General features: G+C 61.8%; 15 protein-coding genes and 1 riboswitch. Of the genes, 10 read left to right on the top strand and 5 right to left on the bottom strand.

What is annotated here, in order from left to right; translation table 11 throughout:
• Nucleotides 1-31: 31 nt before the first annotated feature.
• Nucleotides 32-853 (top strand): HDOD domain-containing protein, encoded by an 822-nt coding sequence (locus ACGJAX_RS12865; protein ID WP_090317417.1) that lies wholly within the window; start codon nt 32-34, stop codon nt 851-853.
• 56 nt (nt 854-909) lie between these two features.
• Here ACGJAX_RS12865 and ACGJAX_RS12860 read toward each other — a convergent pair whose 3' ends face one another.
• Both ACGJAX_RS12860 and ACGJAX_RS12855 read right to left on the bottom strand, forming a co-directional pair.
• Nucleotides 910-2,298, bottom strand: a complete 1,389-nt coding sequence (locus ACGJAX_RS12860; RefSeq protein ID WP_390959240.1) for a sensor histidine kinase N-terminal domain-containing protein — start codon at nt 2,296-2,298, stop codon at nt 910-912.
• Complete coding sequence (locus tag ACGJAX_RS12855) at nt 2,291-2,962, bottom strand: response regulator (protein WP_007979804.1); 672 nt, start codon at nt 2,960-2,962, stop codon at nt 2,291-2,293. The genes ACGJAX_RS12860 and ACGJAX_RS12855 overlap by 8 nt, the downstream gene beginning before the upstream one ends.
• A gap of 238 nt (nt 2,963-3,200) precedes the next feature.
• On the opposite strand from ACGJAX_RS12855, the gene ACGJAX_RS12850 reads away from it, so the two are divergent.
• The 5 genes from ACGJAX_RS12850 to ACGJAX_RS12830 all read left to right on the top strand — a co-directional run bounded on the left by ACGJAX_RS12850 (nt 3,201) and on the right by ACGJAX_RS12830 (nt 8,575).
• Nucleotides 3,201-4,490 (top strand): OprD family outer membrane porin, encoded by a 1,290-nt coding sequence (locus tag ACGJAX_RS12850; protein ID WP_390959238.1) that lies wholly within the window; start codon nt 3,201-3,203, stop codon nt 4,488-4,490.
• A gap of 39 nt (nt 4,491-4,529) precedes the next feature.
• On the top strand, nt 4,530-5,510 hold the full coding sequence (locus ACGJAX_RS12845; protein WP_390959236.1) for a tripartite tricarboxylate transporter substrate-binding protein: 981 nt from the start codon (nt 4,530-4,532) through the stop codon (nt 5,508-5,510).
• A gap of 63 nt (nt 5,511-5,573) precedes the next feature.
• Nucleotides 5,574-6,032: a tripartite tricarboxylate transporter TctB family protein gene (locus ACGJAX_RS12840; RefSeq protein ID WP_090317402.1), complete on the top strand. Its 459-nt coding sequence runs from the start codon at nt 5,574-5,576 to the stop codon at nt 6,030-6,032.
• Nucleotide 6,033: 1 nt separating this feature from the next.
• Nucleotides 6,034-7,548, top strand: a complete 1,515-nt coding sequence (locus ACGJAX_RS12835) for a tripartite tricarboxylate transporter permease (protein ID WP_090317399.1) — start codon at nt 6,034-6,036, stop codon at nt 7,546-7,548.
• Entirely contained in the window at nt 7,541-8,575 is a 1,035-nt protein-coding gene (locus tag ACGJAX_RS12830) for an AbrB family transcriptional regulator (protein ID WP_247254749.1), read from the top strand. Before ACGJAX_RS12835 ends, ACGJAX_RS12830 begins: the two co-directional genes overlap by 8 nt.
• A 49-nt stretch (nt 8,576-8,624) precedes the next feature.
• Here ACGJAX_RS12830 and ung read toward each other — a convergent pair whose 3' ends face one another.
• Nucleotides 8,625-9,326, bottom strand: coding sequence for a uracil-DNA glycosylase (gene ung / locus ACGJAX_RS12825; protein ID WP_247254750.1), 702 nt, complete (start codon nt 9,324-9,326; stop codon nt 8,625-8,627).
• Nucleotides 9,327-9,458: 132 nt separating this feature from the next.
• Here ung and ACGJAX_RS12820 point away from each other — a divergent pair, with 132 nt between their 5' ends.
• Nucleotides 9,459-10,571 (top strand): 3-hydroxyisobutyryl-CoA hydrolase, encoded by a 1,113-nt coding sequence (locus ACGJAX_RS12820; protein ID WP_390959233.1) that lies wholly within the window; start codon nt 9,459-9,461, stop codon nt 10,569-10,571.
• Nucleotides 10,572-10,679: 108 nt separating this feature from the next.
• Here the strand turns inward: ACGJAX_RS12820 and ACGJAX_RS12815 are convergent, their stop codons facing one another.
• Nucleotides 10,680-11,123, bottom strand: coding sequence for a hypothetical protein (locus ACGJAX_RS12815; RefSeq protein ID WP_390959231.1), 444 nt, complete (start codon nt 11,121-11,123; stop codon nt 10,680-10,682).
• Nucleotides 11,124-11,290: 167 nt separating this feature from the next.
• On the bottom strand, nt 11,291-11,560 hold the full coding sequence (locus tag ACGJAX_RS12810) for a hypothetical protein (RefSeq protein ID WP_090317382.1): 270 nt from the start codon (nt 11,558-11,560) through the stop codon (nt 11,291-11,293).
• A 277-nt stretch (nt 11,561-11,837) separates the two neighbouring features.
• Nucleotides 11,838-11,938: riboswitch (guanidine-I (ykkC/yxkD leader) on the top strand.
• 61 nt (nt 11,939-11,999) lie between these two features.
• On the opposite strand from ACGJAX_RS12810, the gene ACGJAX_RS12805 reads away from it, so the two are divergent.
• The 3 genes from ACGJAX_RS12805 to ACGJAX_RS12795 are packed head-to-tail and all read left to right on the top strand — an operon-like array spanning nt 12,000 to nt 14,683.
• Nucleotides 12,000-13,067, top strand: coding sequence for a putative urea ABC transporter substrate-binding protein (locus ACGJAX_RS12805; RefSeq protein ID WP_390959229.1), 1,068 nt, complete (start codon nt 12,000-12,002; stop codon nt 13,065-13,067).
• A 15-nt stretch (nt 13,068-13,082) separates the two neighbouring features.
• Nucleotides 13,083-13,898: an ABC transporter permease gene (locus tag ACGJAX_RS12800; RefSeq protein WP_090317377.1), complete on the top strand. Its 816-nt coding sequence runs from the start codon at nt 13,083-13,085 to the stop codon at nt 13,896-13,898.
• Complete coding sequence (locus tag ACGJAX_RS12795) at nt 13,895-14,683, top strand: ABC transporter ATP-binding protein (protein ID WP_090317374.1); 789 nt, start codon at nt 13,895-13,897, stop codon at nt 14,681-14,683. The genes ACGJAX_RS12800 and ACGJAX_RS12795 overlap by 4 nt, the downstream gene beginning before the upstream one ends.
• The last annotated feature ends 5 nt before the right edge of the window (nt 14,684-14,688 follow it).

Raw genomic sequence — 14,688 nt, 5'->3', positions numbered from 1 at the left:
AGTACTTTTTGGCGACACCTAGAGAACAGAAATGAGTGAGCTGGCGGAAAAGGTCCAACAGGATTTGGTTGAGGCCATCGATAACGATGACCTGGTTCTGCCAACATTGCCGGAAGTGGCGCTGCAGATTCGCAAGGCAGCCGAAGACCCTGACGTCAGTATCAGCGCCCTGAGCAAAGTGATCGGCCGCGACGCGGCGCTGTCGGCGCGGCTGATCAAAGTGGTCAACAGCCCGCTGCTGCGCGCGACCCAGGAAGTCACCGAGTTGCACACGGCCGTCACTCGCCTGGGGATCAACTACAGCAGCAACCTGGCCATCGGCCTGGTCATGGAACAGATTTTCCATGCCCGCTCCGAAGTGGTGGAACAGAAAATGCGCGATGTCTGGCGCAAAAGCCTGGAAATCGCCGGTGTCAGCTATGCACTGTGCCGCAACTACACCCAGCTCAAACCCGATCAGGCGGCCCTTGGCGGGCTGGTGCACCAGATCGGCGTACTGCCCATCCTGACTTATGCCGAAGATCACTATGACCTGCTGTCCGACCCGGTCAGCCTCAACCACGTGATCGACCATATCCATCCGCTGCTGGGCGATAAATTGCTCAGGGTCTGGGAATTTCCGGACATGCTGGTGCAGGTACCGCGGCTGTACCTGAACTTCAAGCGACAGTCGGCTCAAATCGATTACGTCGATCTGGTGCAGGTAGCCAGTCTGTATTGCCACCAAGATACAGATCACCCGATCTCGCGCATCGACCCCTTCAGCGTGCCCGCCTTCAACAAGCTCGGGATCGACCCTGAGGACAAGGCAATGTGCGCCGACCTGGAAGAAACCCGGACGATGTTTTATTAAGCATGAATGCAATTCCTGTGGCGAGGGAGCTGGCTCCCTCGCCACAAATGCTCTACTCACTCGCCCGCAATAAAACTGACCCGCACTTTCAACCCCGCGTGCTCGCCATCATGCAGGCTGATCTGCGCCAGGTGCGCGCGGCAGATCTCGCCGACAATCGCCAGGCCCAACCCGGACCCGGCCACGTGCTGGTTGCGTCGGTAAAAACGTTCGAACACGCGATCGCGCTCATCCAGGGGAATACCCGGTCCGTCATCCTCAACCTCCAGCACCGCAGGGGCCGAGACACGCAAAATCACGTTGCCGCCCGGTGGCGTATGAGCCAGCGCGTTGTCCACCAGGTTGCTCAACAGTTCGTTGAGCAAGGTCGGCTCACCCCGCATCCACACCGGTTCGTCCGCTTCCAGCGCCAGCGCCACACCGCGCTTGTGGGCCAGCGGCGCCATGGCCATGCCCAGGTCACGCGCCAGTTGACTGAGATCGAGCAACTGCGCGCCACCCTCGGCAATCGCCCGGGCGCCGTTTTCGACCCGTGCCAGGGAGAGCAATTGATTGGCCAGATGGGTCAAGCGATCGGTGCCCTGGGCAGCGGTTTCCAGGGTACTGCGCCAGGTTTGCGGTTCGCTTGAACGCAGACCCAGTTCCAGCCGTGCCTTCAGCGCCGCCAAGGGGGTGCGCAGTTCGTGGGCGGCATCGGCGATGAACTGCGCCTGACGCTCGAACTGACCGCGCAGGCGCTCGGTAAAGTGATTGAGCGCACGCACCAGCGGCCACAACTCATGCTGCACTTCCACCAACGGCAATGGTCGCAGGTCATCCGGCTGACGCTCCTCCACCGCCGAGCGCAAGCGCTCCAGCGGACGCAGTGCGGCACTGACCGCAAACCACACAATCAGCAGCGCGCCGACCGCCAGCATGCCCAGGCGCAGCAGGGTATCCGCCGCCAGGCTACGGGCCATCCTGACGCGTGCCTCATCGGTCTCGGCGACGCGAATTTCCGCCATGCCGTTCATGTTCGGTTCGCTGACCGGTTTGAGCAGGCTCACCACCCGCACGTTCTGCCCCCGATAGGTCGCGTTGTAAAAGCGTGCCAGCGCCGGATAGTCATCGGTGCGCGGCGTCCCCGGGGGGGGCGGTGGCAGGTTTTCGTAGCCGGAGATCAACTTCTGATTGATGTCGTTGACCAGGTAGAAAATCCGCCCGGCGCTGTCGTAGGCGAACGTATCGAGGGCCACATAAGGCACGTCCGCACTCAGCGTTCCGTCGCGCTGGGAAACACCGGCGGCAATGGTTCGCGCCGACGCGAGCAAGGTGCGGTCATACGCGGTGTCGGCCGCTTCGCGACCATTCCAGTAAGCACTCAAGCCACTGGCCAGCATCAGCACCACCAGCAACAGCGCCAGGTTCCACAGCAACCGCCAGCGCAGACTGCTGGGCTTATGCATCGCGACTTTCCAGCAGGTAACCAAGGCCGCGGAAGGTCACAATGGCGACCGGCTGGCCATCGAGTTTCTTGCGCAGGCGGTGCACGTAGATTTCGATGGCGTCGGGGCTGGCCTCCTCGTCGAGACCGAACACTTGCGACGCCAATTGCTCCTTGCTCATCACCCGGCCGGGACGGGCGATCAGGGCTTCAAGTACGGCCTGTTCACGGGAGGTCAGGGTCAGCAATTCTTCGCCGAGGGTGAAGCGCCGGGTTTCCAGGTCATAGGCCAGCACCCCGCAACGCTGGATGCGTTCACCGCCCAGCACGCTGCGGCGCAGCAAGGCTTTGACCCGGGCTTCGAGTTCGGTGAGTTCGAAAGGTTTGGCCAGGTAGTCATCGGCGCCGAGGTTCAGGCCGTGGACCCGATCCTTGACGTCGCTGCGGGCAGTCAGCATCAACACCGGCAGGTTCTTGCCCCGTGCGCGCAAACGCGCCAACACCTCGAAACCATCCATGCGCGGCAGGCCGACATCGAGAATCGCCATGGCGTATTCCTCGCTGCCCAGCGCCAGGTCGGCCGCCACGCCATCGTGCAGCACATCCACGGTCAAGCCGGTGCTCTTGAGCGCCTGGGCGACACTTTCGGCGAGCTGCAGATGGTCTTCGACGAGCAGGACACGCATGGATTTTTACCTCATTCAGGGATGGTCGACGCCATTCTTTGGCGCGGAGTTTACAGCGGCATCCGCCACTGTGAAGCCTGAAAAAACGTGAAAGCCAGCTGAAAGGTTAACGAAAGGTTAGCCCGTTACAGTCCAGCCACGGACAGTTTCGGCTGCCGTCGCTGCTGCCATGCAGCGATACGAAAAACGCCTCGAAGCGTTTTCGACAAATAAGAACAATAAACGGAGTCAGTCATCCATGCAGTCCTTGCAGACCCAGGCTATCGCGCCTGCCCGCCTCTCCCGTTTCAGCCACACTGCGCTTGCCAGCGCTGCCGCCCTTGTCGGTTTTTCACCGTTGAGCCAGGCCGCCTTCATCGAAGACAGCTCGGCCACTTTCGAAACCCGCAACATGTACTTCAACCGCGATTTTCGCGACGGTACCAGTGCCCAACAGTCCAAGCGTGACGAGTGGGCCCAGGGGTTCATGCTCAATCTGAAATCAGGTTACACCGATGGCACCGTGGGGTTCGGTGTCGATGCGCTGGGCATGATGGGGGTCAAGCTCGACTCAAGCCCCGACCGTACGGGGACCGGCCTGTTGCCGACCGACGATGGGCGCGCCGTCGACGAATACTCCAAGCTCGGCCTGACCGGCAAGGTGAAAATCTCCGCCAGCGAGCTGAAAGTCGGCACCCTGATTCCGGAACTGCCGATCCTCAAGCCCAACGACGGGCGCATCCTGCCGCAGACCTTCGAAGGCGGCATGCTGACCTCCAGGGAGATCAAGAACCTGACCTTCACCGGCGGGCGCCTGGACAAGGCCAAGGATCGCGACAGCACCGACTTCGAGGACATTGCCCTCAACAACAAGAACGGCCGCTTCGCCGGAACGGTAGCCGGCAAACACTTCGACTTTGGCGGCCTGGACTACAAGTTTACCGACAAGATCACCGGCAGCTACCACTTCGCGCAGCTCGATGAAGTCTACAACCAGCACTTTCTCGGGCTGGTCGCTTCGCAGCCGCTGGGCCCCGGCACCTTTGCCAGCGACCTGCGGTTTGCCATCAGTGATGACCAGGGCCAGGCCCGTGGCGGCAAGATCGACAACAAGTCCCTCAACGGACTGGTGAGCTACGCCTTGAGCGGACACAAGTTCAGCGCCGGCTACCAGCACATGTCCGGCGACAGCGCGTTCCCGTATGTAGATGGTAGCGACCCGTACCTGGTCAACTTCGTGCAGATCAACGACTTTGCCGGCGCTGAAGAACGCTCCTGGCAGGCGCGTTATGACTTCGACTTTGTCACCCTCGGCATCCCTGGCCTGAGCTTCATGAGCCGTTACGTGAGCGGTGACAACATCAAGCTCAAGAACGGTGACGAAGGCAAAGAGTGGGAACGCAACAGCGAGATCAAATATGTTGTACAAAGCGGCGCGCTCAAGGATGTCGCCGTTCGCCTGCGCAATGCCACCTACCGCTCCAATTACTCTGCTCGCGATGCCGATGAAGTGCGTCTGCTGGTGAGCTATAGCGTTGCCCTTTGGTAATTCAGTACGTCCATAACAACAACTCCCAAGGAGACTTGAATGAACCTGTCAATGCGTAAAATTGCCCTCGCCGCCAGCGTTCTGCTGTTCACCGGCCAAGCGCTCGCCGACGAGCCCAAACGACCGGAATGCATCGCCCCGGCCTCGCCAGGTGGTGGTTTCGACCTGACCTGCAAACTGGCGCAAAGCGCGCTGGTCAACGAAAAGCTGCTGACCAAACCCATGCGCGTGACCTACATGCCCGGTGGCGTCGGCGCGGTCGCGTACAACGCGGTCGTCGCCCAGCGTCCGGCCGATGCCGGCACCCTGGTGGCCTGGTCCAGCGGTTCGCTATTGAACCTGGCCCAGGGCAAGTTCGGGCGTTTCGATGAAACCAACGTGCGCTGGCTCGCCGCCGTTGGCACCAGCTACGGCGCCATCGCTGTGAAAAGCGATTCGCCCTACAAGACCCTGGACGACCTGGTGCAGGCGTTGAAGAAAGATCCGAGCAAAGTGGTGATCGGCTCCGGCGGCACGGTCGGCAGCCAGGACTGGATGCAAACCGCGCTGATCGCCAAGGCCGCGGGGATCAACCCGCGCGACCTGCGTTATGTCGCCCTCGAGGGTGGCGGTGAAATCGCTACGGCCCTGCTCGGCGGCCACATCCAGGTCGGCAGCACCGACATTTCCGACTCCATGCCGCACATCCTCAGCGGCGACATGCGCTTGCTGGCGGTGTTCGCCGACAAGCGTCTCGACGAGCCGGAAATGAAAGACATCCCGACCGCCAGGGAACAAGGCTACGACATCGTCTGGCCGGTGGTTCGCGGTTTCTACCTCGGCCCGAAAGTCAACGATGAAGATTACGCCTGGTGGAAAGCGGCCTTTGACAAGCTGCTGGCTTCCGAAGACTTCGCCAAGTTGCGCGATCAGCGGGAACTGTTCCCGTTCGCCATGACCGGCCCCGAGCTGGACACCTACGTGAAGAAGCAGGTGGCGGACTACAAAGTGCTGGCCAGAGAGTTCGGCCTGATTCAGTGATCGCCTCCGTCCAGCTAGCGGCTGCGGCTCCCGTTTGCGGGGGGCGTGGCCCAGGAGTTCCCCATGCTCTTACAACGCATTTTTGCATCGGTGCTGTTGCTGGCCTGTATTGGCCTGGCGCTGATGGCATGGCCGTATCAAGCGGCTTTTTCCTACGAACCGGTAGGGCCTCGGGCCTTTCCGCTGTTGATGCTCGGCCTGATGGGCGCGGCGCTGCTGTACATGGTTTTTCGCCCGGCACCGATCAAGCACAGCGCTGACGAACCGCCACTGGACCGCGCCACCCTGAACAAGATCGGCTTCTGCGTGGTGCTGTTGCTGGTGTTCGCCGGCGCCTTCGAGCCCCTCGGTTTCATCGTCGCCAGCATCCTCACCGGTGTGCCGATGGCGCGCCTGTATGGCGGCCGCTGGTTGCCCAGTGTCGTGATCATCAGCCTGATGGCCGTCGGCCTCTACCTGCTGTTCGACAAGTTGATGGACGTGCCGCTGCCGCTTGGCGTGCTCGACGTTCTGGAGAACTGATATGGATACTCTTGGCTATTTGGGTCAGGGTTTCGGCGTTGCGCTGAGCCCGTACAACCTGGTGACCGCCCTCTGCGGCACCCTGATCGGCACCGTCGTGGGCCTGTTGCCAGGCCTGGGGCCGATCAATGGCGTGGCACTGTTGATCCCGATCGCATTCGCCCTCGGCCTGCCACCGGAGTCGGCACTGATCCTGTTGGCGGCGGTGTACCTGGGCTGCGAGTACGGCGGCCGGATCAGCTCGATCCTGCTGAACATCCCTGGCGAAGCCTCCACCGTGATGACCACCCTCGACGGCTATCCGATGGCCCGCAAAGGCCTGGCCGGCGTGGCTTTGTCGCTCTCGGCGTGGAGCTCGTTCATCGGCGCCTTCATCGCGACTTGCGGCATGGTGCTGTTCGCCCCGCTGCTGGCGAAATGGGCGATTGCCTTCGGACCGGCGGAATATTTCGTGCTGATGGTGTTCGCCATTGTCTGTCTCGGCGGCATGGCCGGTGATCGTCCGCTCAAGACCTTCATCGCGGCGCTGATCGGCCTGTTCCTGTCGACCGTCGGCATCGACGCCAACAGCGGCGTGTATCGTTTTACCGGCGATAACATCCACCTGACCGACGGCATTCAGTTCGTCGTGCTGGTGCTGGGCCTGTTCTCCATCAGCGAAATCCTCCTGCTGCTGGAAAAAACCCATCATGGTCAGGAAGCCGTGAAAGCCACCGGGCGGATGATGTTCAACGTCAAGGAAGCGGCATCGGTGTTCGTGGTGAACATTCGTTGCGGCGTACTCGGTTTCATCATGGGTGTGTTGCCGGGTGCCGGTGCGACCCTGGCCAGTGCCGTGGCCTACATGACCGAGAAACGCATCGCGGGCGCCAAGGGCACGTTCGGCCAGGGTGATATGCGCGGCCTGGCCGCACCGGAAACCGCCATTGGCGGCGCGGCCTGCGGTGCACTGGTGCCGATGCTGACCCTGGGTGTGCCAGGCTCGGGCACCACGGCAGTGATGATCGGCGCGCTCTCGCTGTACAACATCACGCCGGGACCGCTGTTGTTCCAGCAGCAACCCGACATCGTCTGGGGCCTGATTGCCTCGTTGTTCATCGCCAACGTCATGCTGGTCATCCTCAACATCCCGATGATCCGCATTTTCACGCGCATCCTCGCCGTACCGAACTGGGCACTGGTACCGGTGATCGCCATCATTACCGGGATCGGCGTCTACGCGGTGCACGCGACCACGTTCGACCTGTTCCTGATGATCGGCATCGGCATCTTCGGCTACATCCTGCGCAAGCTGGACTTCCCGTTGTCGCCCCTGCTGCTGGGCTTCATCCTCGGTGGTTTGATGGAGCAGAACCTGCGTCGTGCCCTGTCGATTTCCAACGGAGCGCTGGAGATCCTCTGGTCGAGCCCGATCACCTTCGGTTGCTGGATCCTGACGGCAATCATGCTGCTGATGCCGATCATCCGTATCTGGCGTAAACGTTCGGCCGCGCAACGCGCCATCGCCGATGTCTGATCGGTCACCCTTCAAACTCTGGTGGGGAACCCCGCTGGTCGGCCTGATGGGCGGCTACCTCGCCAGCCAGGTCGGCTGGCCGCTGCCATGGATGGTCGGCTCGTTGCTGGCGATCATCCTGGTGCGCTGCCTGACCCCCTGGCAATTGGCGGAAATCCCTGGCGGCCGCAAGTGCGGCCAGTGGATCGTCGGTATCGGCATCGGCCTGCACTTCACCCCGGTGGTGATGGAGCAGGTGCTGAGTCATTTCGGTCTGATCTTCTTTGGCGCATTGGTCACCAGCCTGTCCGCCGTGGTCGGGGTCTGGTTGATGCGGCGCACCGGCGAGGATCGCGCCACCGCATTCTTCTCCAGCATGCCCGGTGGCTCCGGGGAGATGGTCAACCTCGGCGCCCGTAATGGCGCAGTACTGAGCCGCGTTGCCGCCGGGCAAAGTCTGCGGGTACTGGTCGTCGTGCTGTGTGTACCGGCGGCGTTCAAGTATTTGTTGGGCGACGGGGCGCCGGTCTCCCATGCCACCGCCGTGGACTGGCGCTGGCTGGCCCTGCTGTTCCCGGCCGGCGCGCTGGCGGCCTGGATCTGGGAGCGTTTGCGTCAACCCAACCCGTGGCTGTTCGGCCCGTTGCTGGTGAGCTCGGCGGTGAGCATTGGCTGGGATTTGCACATCGGTTTGCCCCAGGGCGGCAGCCAGATCGGCCAGTGGCTGATTGGCAGCGGTCTGGGCTGTCACTTCAACCGGCAGTTTTTCCGACGCGCGCCCTCGTTCATGGGGCGCACCCTGATCGGGACTGTGCTGACCATGCTGATCGCCACGGCGGCGGCATTGGGCTTGAGCGCGCTGACCCATCTGGATCTGCGTTCGCTGACCCTGGGCATGATGCCTGGCGGGATTGCCGAGATGAGCCTGACAGCGGAAACCCTGCAACTATCGGTGCCGCTGGTGACGGCGATGCAGGTGATGCGGCTGTTGTTTGTGTTGTTTCTGGCGGAGCCGTTGTTCCAGTATTGGAACCGCAAACCCGAGTGATACCGAGTCACTGTGGCGAGGGAACTTGCTCCCTCGCCACAGCAAGCCCTCAGCCTGCCTGAACCGGCGGCAAACGCCACTCGATCGGCGTCTCGCCATTCTGTTCCAGGAACTTGTTGGTACGGCTGAAGTGCCCGCAACCCAGGAAGCCACGATAAGCCGACAACGGCGAAGGGTGTACCGAGGTCAGGACCAAATGCTTGGTCGCATCGATCAGCTTCTGTTTGCTCTGGGCATGGGCGCCCCACAGCATGAACACCAGATGCGGTTGCTGCTGGCTGACGACTTCAATGACCCGGTCGGTGAAAAACTGCCAGCCCTTGTCCTTGTGCGCATTGGCATTGGCGCGCTCGACCGTCATGGTGGTGTTGAGCATCAACACGCCCTGATCGGCCCAGCTCTGCAGATAGCCGTGGTTGGGGATGTCGATGTTCAGGTCACGTTTCAACTCTTTATAGATGTTCACCAGCGAGGGCGGCGCCGGGACACCCGGTTGCACCGAAAAGCACAAACCGTGCGCCTGGCCCGGACCGTGGTACGGGTCCTGGCCAAGGATGACGACCTTGACCTTGTCCAGCGGCGTGGAGTTGAGCGCGTTGAAAATCATCGGGCCCGGTGGATAGATTTCCTTGCCGGCCGCCCGCTCCTCTTGCAGGAATTTTCGCAACTCCGCCATGTAGGGCTGGTCGAATTCGGCACGCAGCGCCTCCTTCCAGCCCGGTTCGAGTTTGATACGGTCGTCAGCAGTCATGGTCATATCCGGTAAAAACAATGGGGCGAACCCTAAGAAGGCCCACCACGCTTGTCAATTGATCTGACGCAGATCCGGCACTTTCCCTCACAACGATCATACTTAACCCTCAAATTCCCGATCGAGGTCACGATGAATCTGCACTTCGAAGAACTCACCGGCACCGACGGCGCCCGTATCGGCATCGCCAGCCTGGATGCCGAAAAGTCGCTGAACGCCCTGTCATTGCCGATGATCAAGGCCTTGCGCGCTCAACTGGACACCTGGGCCAAGGAGCCGCAAATCGTCTGTGTATTGTTGCGCGGTAACGGCGCCAAGGCTTTTTGCGCCGGCGGCGAAGTGCGCAGCCTGGTCGAAGCCTGTCGCGCCCATCCCGGCGAAGTGCCGCCCCTGGCCGCGCAGTTCTTCGCCGCGGAATATCGCCTGGACTTCAGCCTGCATACCTACCCCAAACCCTTGATCTGCTGGGGCCATGGCTATGTGCTTGGCGGCGGCATGGGCCTGCTGCAGGGGGCCAGCATTCGCATTGTCACGCCGAGCAGTCGCCTGGCGATGCCGGAGATCAGCATCGGCCTGTACCCGGACGTCGGGGCCAGTTGGTTCCTGTCACGCCTGCCCGGCAAGCTCGGATTGTTCCTTGGCCTGACCGGCGCCCACATGAACGCTCGCGATGCGATCGATCTGGACCTGGCCGACCGTTTCCTGCTCGATGAGCAGCAGGAAGCCCTGATCGAAGGCCTGTTGCAGTTGAACTGGCAGGAACAGACCCCGAGGCAGCTCAACAGTCTGCTCAAGGCCTTGCAGCAGGAAGCCGTCGCGCACATGCCCGAATCCCAATGGTTGCCGCGGCGCCAGCGCATTGATGAGCTGCTGGACGTCAGTGATGTGGTTTGCGCCTGGAAGGCCATCAGTGCGCTGCGCGATCACCCGGATCTGCTGCTCAGCCGCGCCGCGCGAACCCTGAGCGAAGGTTCGCCGCTGACCGCGCACCTGGTGTGGGAACAGATCATCCGCGCGCGGCATATGTCGCTGGCGCAAGTCTTCCAGATGGAATACACCCTGAGCCTCAATTGCTGCCGTCATCCGGAGTTCAGCGAAGGCGTGCGTGCACGGTTGATCGACAAGGATCAAAAGCCCCATTGGCACTGGCCCGATATCAACAACGTGCCGGACGCCGTGGTGGAAGCGCATTTCCAAAAGGTTTGGGAGGGTCGCCATCCATTGGCGGACCTGTTGGAGTATTAAACAAAACTGTGGGGGCGAGCTTGCGATCGAGGCTGTGTCAGTCAACACAGCGGTGACTGAACCACCCTCGCGAGCTCGCTCCTACAGGGGAATTTCGTTTAAGTCAGCTTAACGGTCACCCCGGCCGTCGTGATTGCCCCGACCGTTACGGTCGCCCCGGTCGTCGTGATTGTGGTCACGTCCGCCACCACGGTGGTCATTGTCCCAATTGCCGCGGTTACGACCGTCCCAGCCATGATTCTCATACGCCCGGTAATCTGCACGTGCCGGGTAGTAACGCGGGGCCGGCTGATAGACCCGCGGTTGCGGGTAATAACGCGGGGTTGGCTGGTAATACCGCGCAGGCGGCACGTAATAGCGCGCCGGTGGCGAGTAGTAACCGCCGCCATTGGAATAGTACGCACCACCGGCGTAATAGGCCGGCGCTGGCGAGGTGTAGACCTCGGAACGGTAGTAACCGTCTCCTCCATCCGGATAAGCCACGCATCCACCCACGGACAATCCCAACACAGCAATCAGTAGAATTCGACGCAGCTTCTTTTGATAGAGCATGGCGGCCTCCTGGACCGCGGGTGAGCCACACCAGCGACGCTGGCAGGCGACAGTCAATGATTCGGTGACTGTCGAAACATCTGACATCAAATTCCGGATCTGGTGCGATTCAGTAACAACTTGAAACATCTCGTGAATTAAAAGTTTTTCATCCATTCAGCCGCTGATTAGTGGTGACCACCGTGGTATCCACCGCGGTAATAACGCGAGCCGTGCCCGCCCCAGTAGTAATAGCGATAGCCGCCATAGAAACGGGGACCTGCGTAGTAGTAACCGGGGCCGTAATAGTAGGAATAAGGCGCGTAGCCTGGATAGTAATAAGGCGCGTAGCCAGGGTAGTAATAAGGCGCGGAATACACATCGTAGGAGCCGGCGTAGTAATAACAGCCGCAAAGCCCCAGACCGAGCACAACGACCAGCAACACTCGACGAAACATGGCGGCCTCCTGAAAGACCCGCCGTCGGAACAAACCGACTGACACCTGTTTTGACTCGCAATCCGCGACCGAGTGCAGCGCCCTGCCGGCCTTCGGATCAGTGGCCGGCACGTCCCATTGCGGTGCGCGTACGCACCATCACAAGGCAACCCGCCCCCCTGTTTTCCCCGGCACCTGTCGCCTCACCCGCATGCCAGAGCGCTTCAAGCGACTTGGCACGGCTCTCGCTTTAACAAAGGCGTGCAGGAGTCACCACAGGTTCGCGGCACCACAATTTGCAATGGCTGACTAGGGTTCCGGCTCGCAATCGCGAGTGACTGGTCCGAGAGTTGGCGACCTCCAGTTGAGGTTACACGGCGGGACAAAAGCCCGGGAGACAAGCCACCGTTCACGGTGCCGCGTTGCCTCCTGTCCGCCCTTGATCAACTGGAGAACCATCATGTCCCAGCTTCGTTTACCCGCCTTGCTCGCCGCTGCCTTCGCCGCCCTCGTGAGCCTTTCTTCCCACGCCGCGCAAAAAGACCACTTCAGCGTCTGCTGGACCATCTATGCCGGCTGGATGCCCTGGGAATACGCCGGCAGCCAAGGCATCGTCGACAAATGGGCCAAGAAGTACGGCATCAAGATCGATGTGGTGCAGCTCAATGACTATGTCGAATCGATCAACCAGTACACCGCCGGCCAGTTCGATGGCTGCACCATGACCAACATGGACGCCCTGACCATCCCTGCCGCCGGTGGCGTCGACAGCACGGCGCTGATCGTCAGCGACTTCTCCAACGGCAATGACGGCATCGTGCTCAAGGGCGAAGGCAAGAAAGTCGCCGACCTCAAGGGCATGGACGTCAACCTCGTCGAACTGTCGGTGTCCCACTACCTGCTGGCCCGTGCCCTGGATTCGGTGGACCTCACCGAGAAAGACTTGAAGGTGGTCAACACCTCCGATGCCGATATCTCGGCGGCCTTCAACACCGATCAGGTCAAGGCCGTGACCACCTGGAACCCGATGCTCTCGGACATCAAGGCCAAGCCTGCAGTGACCGAAGTGTTCAACTCCAGCCAGATCCCCGGCGAAATCATGGACATGATGGTGGTCAACTCTCAGACCCTCAAAGACAACCCGGCCCTGGGCAAAGCCCTGACCGGCGCCTGGTTCGAAGTCGTCGAACTGATGAGCGAAAAAAACGCCGCGAGCAAAGCCGCACTGGAGCACATGGCCAAAGCCTCGGGCACTGACCTGGCCGGTTTCCAGGCGCAACTGGACACCACCAAATTGTTCGCCACCCCCCAGGAAGCCCTGGCGTTTTCCACCAGCAAGCAATTGCCGGAAACCATGCGCCGGGTCGCCGAATTCTCATTCCAGCACGGCTTGCTGGGTGAAGGCGCCAAGGACACCAGCGCGGTCGGCATGGCCTTCGCCAACGGCGTGACCAGTGGCGACAAGGGCAACCTCAAGCTGCGCTTCGATCCGAGTTACGTGCAGATGGCCGCCGACGCCAAGCTGTAAGAAGAGGACCTGGCCATGCGCCTGATCAATCGTCATCCGGATCACCCGAGTCGCCTGCTGTTGGTGATCCTGCCGTTCGCTCTGGTGCTGTTCGCCTACTTCATGGGCTCGGCCGAGCGACTGACGGACAACCCCAACGACAAGTTGCTGCCCAGCGCCGTGCAGATGACCGACGCGGTCAAACGCCTGGCCTTCGTCGCCGACAGCCGCACCGGCGAGTACGTACTGTGGCAGGACACGGCCTCCAGCCTGCGTCGCCTGGGCATCGGCCTGGGCATCAGCGCGCTGGCCGGGCTGTGCCTGGGCATGGCCGCTGGCACCCTGCCGTTGTTCGGCGCGCCGTTGTCACCGCTGCTGACGGTGCTGTCGATGGTGCCGCCGCTGGCAATCCTGCCGATCCTGTTCATCGTCTTCGGCCTGGGGGAATTGTCGAAGGTGATGCTGATCGTGATCGGCATTACCCCCGCCCTGGCCCGTGACCTGGAACAGCGCGCCCGGGAAATTCCCGTGGAGTTGCTGATCAAGGCCCAGACCCTGGGCGCCTCGACCTGGACCCTGATGCTGCGTGTAGTGCTGCCGCAATTGCTGCCGCGCCTGTTGATCTCGCTGCGCCTGATGCTCGGTTCGGCGTGGCTGTTCCTGATTGCCGCCGAAGCCATCGCCTCCACCGACGGCCTCGGTTACCGGATCTTCCTGGTGCGCCGCTACCTGGCCATGGATGTGATTCTGCCTTACGTGGTGTGGATCACCCTGCTCGCCTGGCTGATGGATTGGGGGCTCAAATACCTGACCCGTCGCGCGTTTCCCTGGTACGAGGGGGCCGCCAAATGAGCTACATCACGGTGAAAAACGTCTGGCAGCAATACGCCGATCAGGTGGTGCTCGAAGGCCTGAACCTGAACATCAATGAGGGTGAGTTCTGCACCCTGGTCGGGGCGTCCGGTTGCGGCAAGTCGACCTTCCTGCGCCTGTTGCTGGGCCAGGAGCGCGCCAGTCGCGGCGAAATCCTGCTCGACGGCCAGCCCCTGGCCGGTGAACCGGACGCCAGCCGTGGCGTGGTGTTCCAACGCTACTCGGTGTTCCCGCACCTGAGCGTACTGGACAACGTCGCCCTGGGCCTCGAACTGCCGCGCTCGCCGTTGCTCGGGCGCCTGTTCGGCAGCGCCAAGCGTGAGGCGCGGGAACAGGCTGCGGTGCTGCTGCACAAAGTCGGTCTCGGGCACTCGCTGGACAAGTACCCGGCGCAGCTTTCCGGCGGCATGCAACAACGGCTGGCCATTGCCCAGGCGCTGATCATGAAGCCGCGGGTGTTGTTGCTCGACGAACCGTTCGGTGCCCTCGATCCGGGCATCCGCAAAGACATGCACGCCTTGCTGCTGGAGCTGTGGCGCGAAACCCGACTGACGGTGTTCATGGTCACCCATGACCTGTCCGAAGGCTTCAGCCTCGGCACGCGCCTGCTGGTGTTCGACAAGGTTCGCGTCGACCCGCACGCCCCCGGTGCCTATGGCGCGCGCATCACCTACGACATCCCTTTGAACAGCGACCGCCGCGCCCAACGTGCCGCCGTCGACGCCCTGCCGGCCACGCTGGCAGGCACGCTTCGCATCGCTTAGAGGAA

This window comes from Pseudomonas moorei (assembly GCF_042846945.1).
Lineage (GTDB): Bacteria > Pseudomonadota > Gammaproteobacteria > Pseudomonadales > Pseudomonadaceae > Aquipseudomonas > Aquipseudomonas moorei.
The sequence above is the reverse complement of the archived record's forward strand: the minus strand, read 5'-3'. Positions and strand labels throughout refer to the sequence as shown.

Coding starts and splice junctions, on each gene's coding strand:
- ACGJAX_RS12865 (WP_090317417.1), top strand. CDS start 32: ATGAGTGAGCTGGCGGAAAAGGTCCAACAGGATTTGGTTGAGGCCATC.
- ACGJAX_RS12860 (WP_390959240.1), bottom strand. CDS start 2,298: ATGCATAAGCCCAGCAGTCTGCGCTGGCGGTTGCTGTGGAACCTGGCG.
- ACGJAX_RS12855 (WP_007979804.1), bottom strand. CDS start 2,962: ATGCGTGTCCTGCTCGTCGAAGACCATCTGCAGCTCGCCGAAAGTGTC.
- ACGJAX_RS12850 (WP_390959238.1), top strand. CDS start 3,201: ATGCAGTCCTTGCAGACCCAGGCTATCGCGCCTGCCCGCCTCTCCCGT.
- ACGJAX_RS12845 (WP_390959236.1), top strand. CDS start 4,530: ATGAACCTGTCAATGCGTAAAATTGCCCTCGCCGCCAGCGTTCTGCTG.
- ACGJAX_RS12840 (WP_090317402.1), top strand. CDS start 5,574: ATGCTCTTACAACGCATTTTTGCATCGGTGCTGTTGCTGGCCTGTATT.
- ACGJAX_RS12835 (WP_090317399.1), top strand. CDS start 6,034: ATGGATACTCTTGGCTATTTGGGTCAGGGTTTCGGCGTTGCGCTGAGC.
- ACGJAX_RS12830 (WP_247254749.1), top strand. CDS start 7,541: ATGTCTGATCGGTCACCCTTCAAACTCTGGTGGGGAACCCCGCTGGTC.
- ung (WP_247254750.1), bottom strand. CDS start 9,326: ATGACTGCTGACGACCGTATCAAACTCGAACCGGGCTGGAAGGAGGCG.
- ACGJAX_RS12820 (WP_390959233.1), top strand. CDS start 9,459: ATGAATCTGCACTTCGAAGAACTCACCGGCACCGACGGCGCCCGTATC.
- ACGJAX_RS12815 (WP_390959231.1), bottom strand. CDS start 11,123: ATGCTCTATCAAAAGAAGCTGCGTCGAATTCTACTGATTGCTGTGTTG.
- ACGJAX_RS12810 (WP_090317382.1), bottom strand. CDS start 11,560: ATGTTTCGTCGAGTGTTGCTGGTCGTTGTGCTCGGTCTGGGGCTTTGC.
- ACGJAX_RS12805 (WP_390959229.1), top strand. CDS start 12,000: ATGTCCCAGCTTCGTTTACCCGCCTTGCTCGCCGCTGCCTTCGCCGCC.
- ACGJAX_RS12800 (WP_090317377.1), top strand. CDS start 13,083: ATGCGCCTGATCAATCGTCATCCGGATCACCCGAGTCGCCTGCTGTTG.
- ACGJAX_RS12795 (WP_090317374.1), top strand. CDS start 13,895: ATGAGCTACATCACGGTGAAAAACGTCTGGCAGCAATACGCCGATCAG.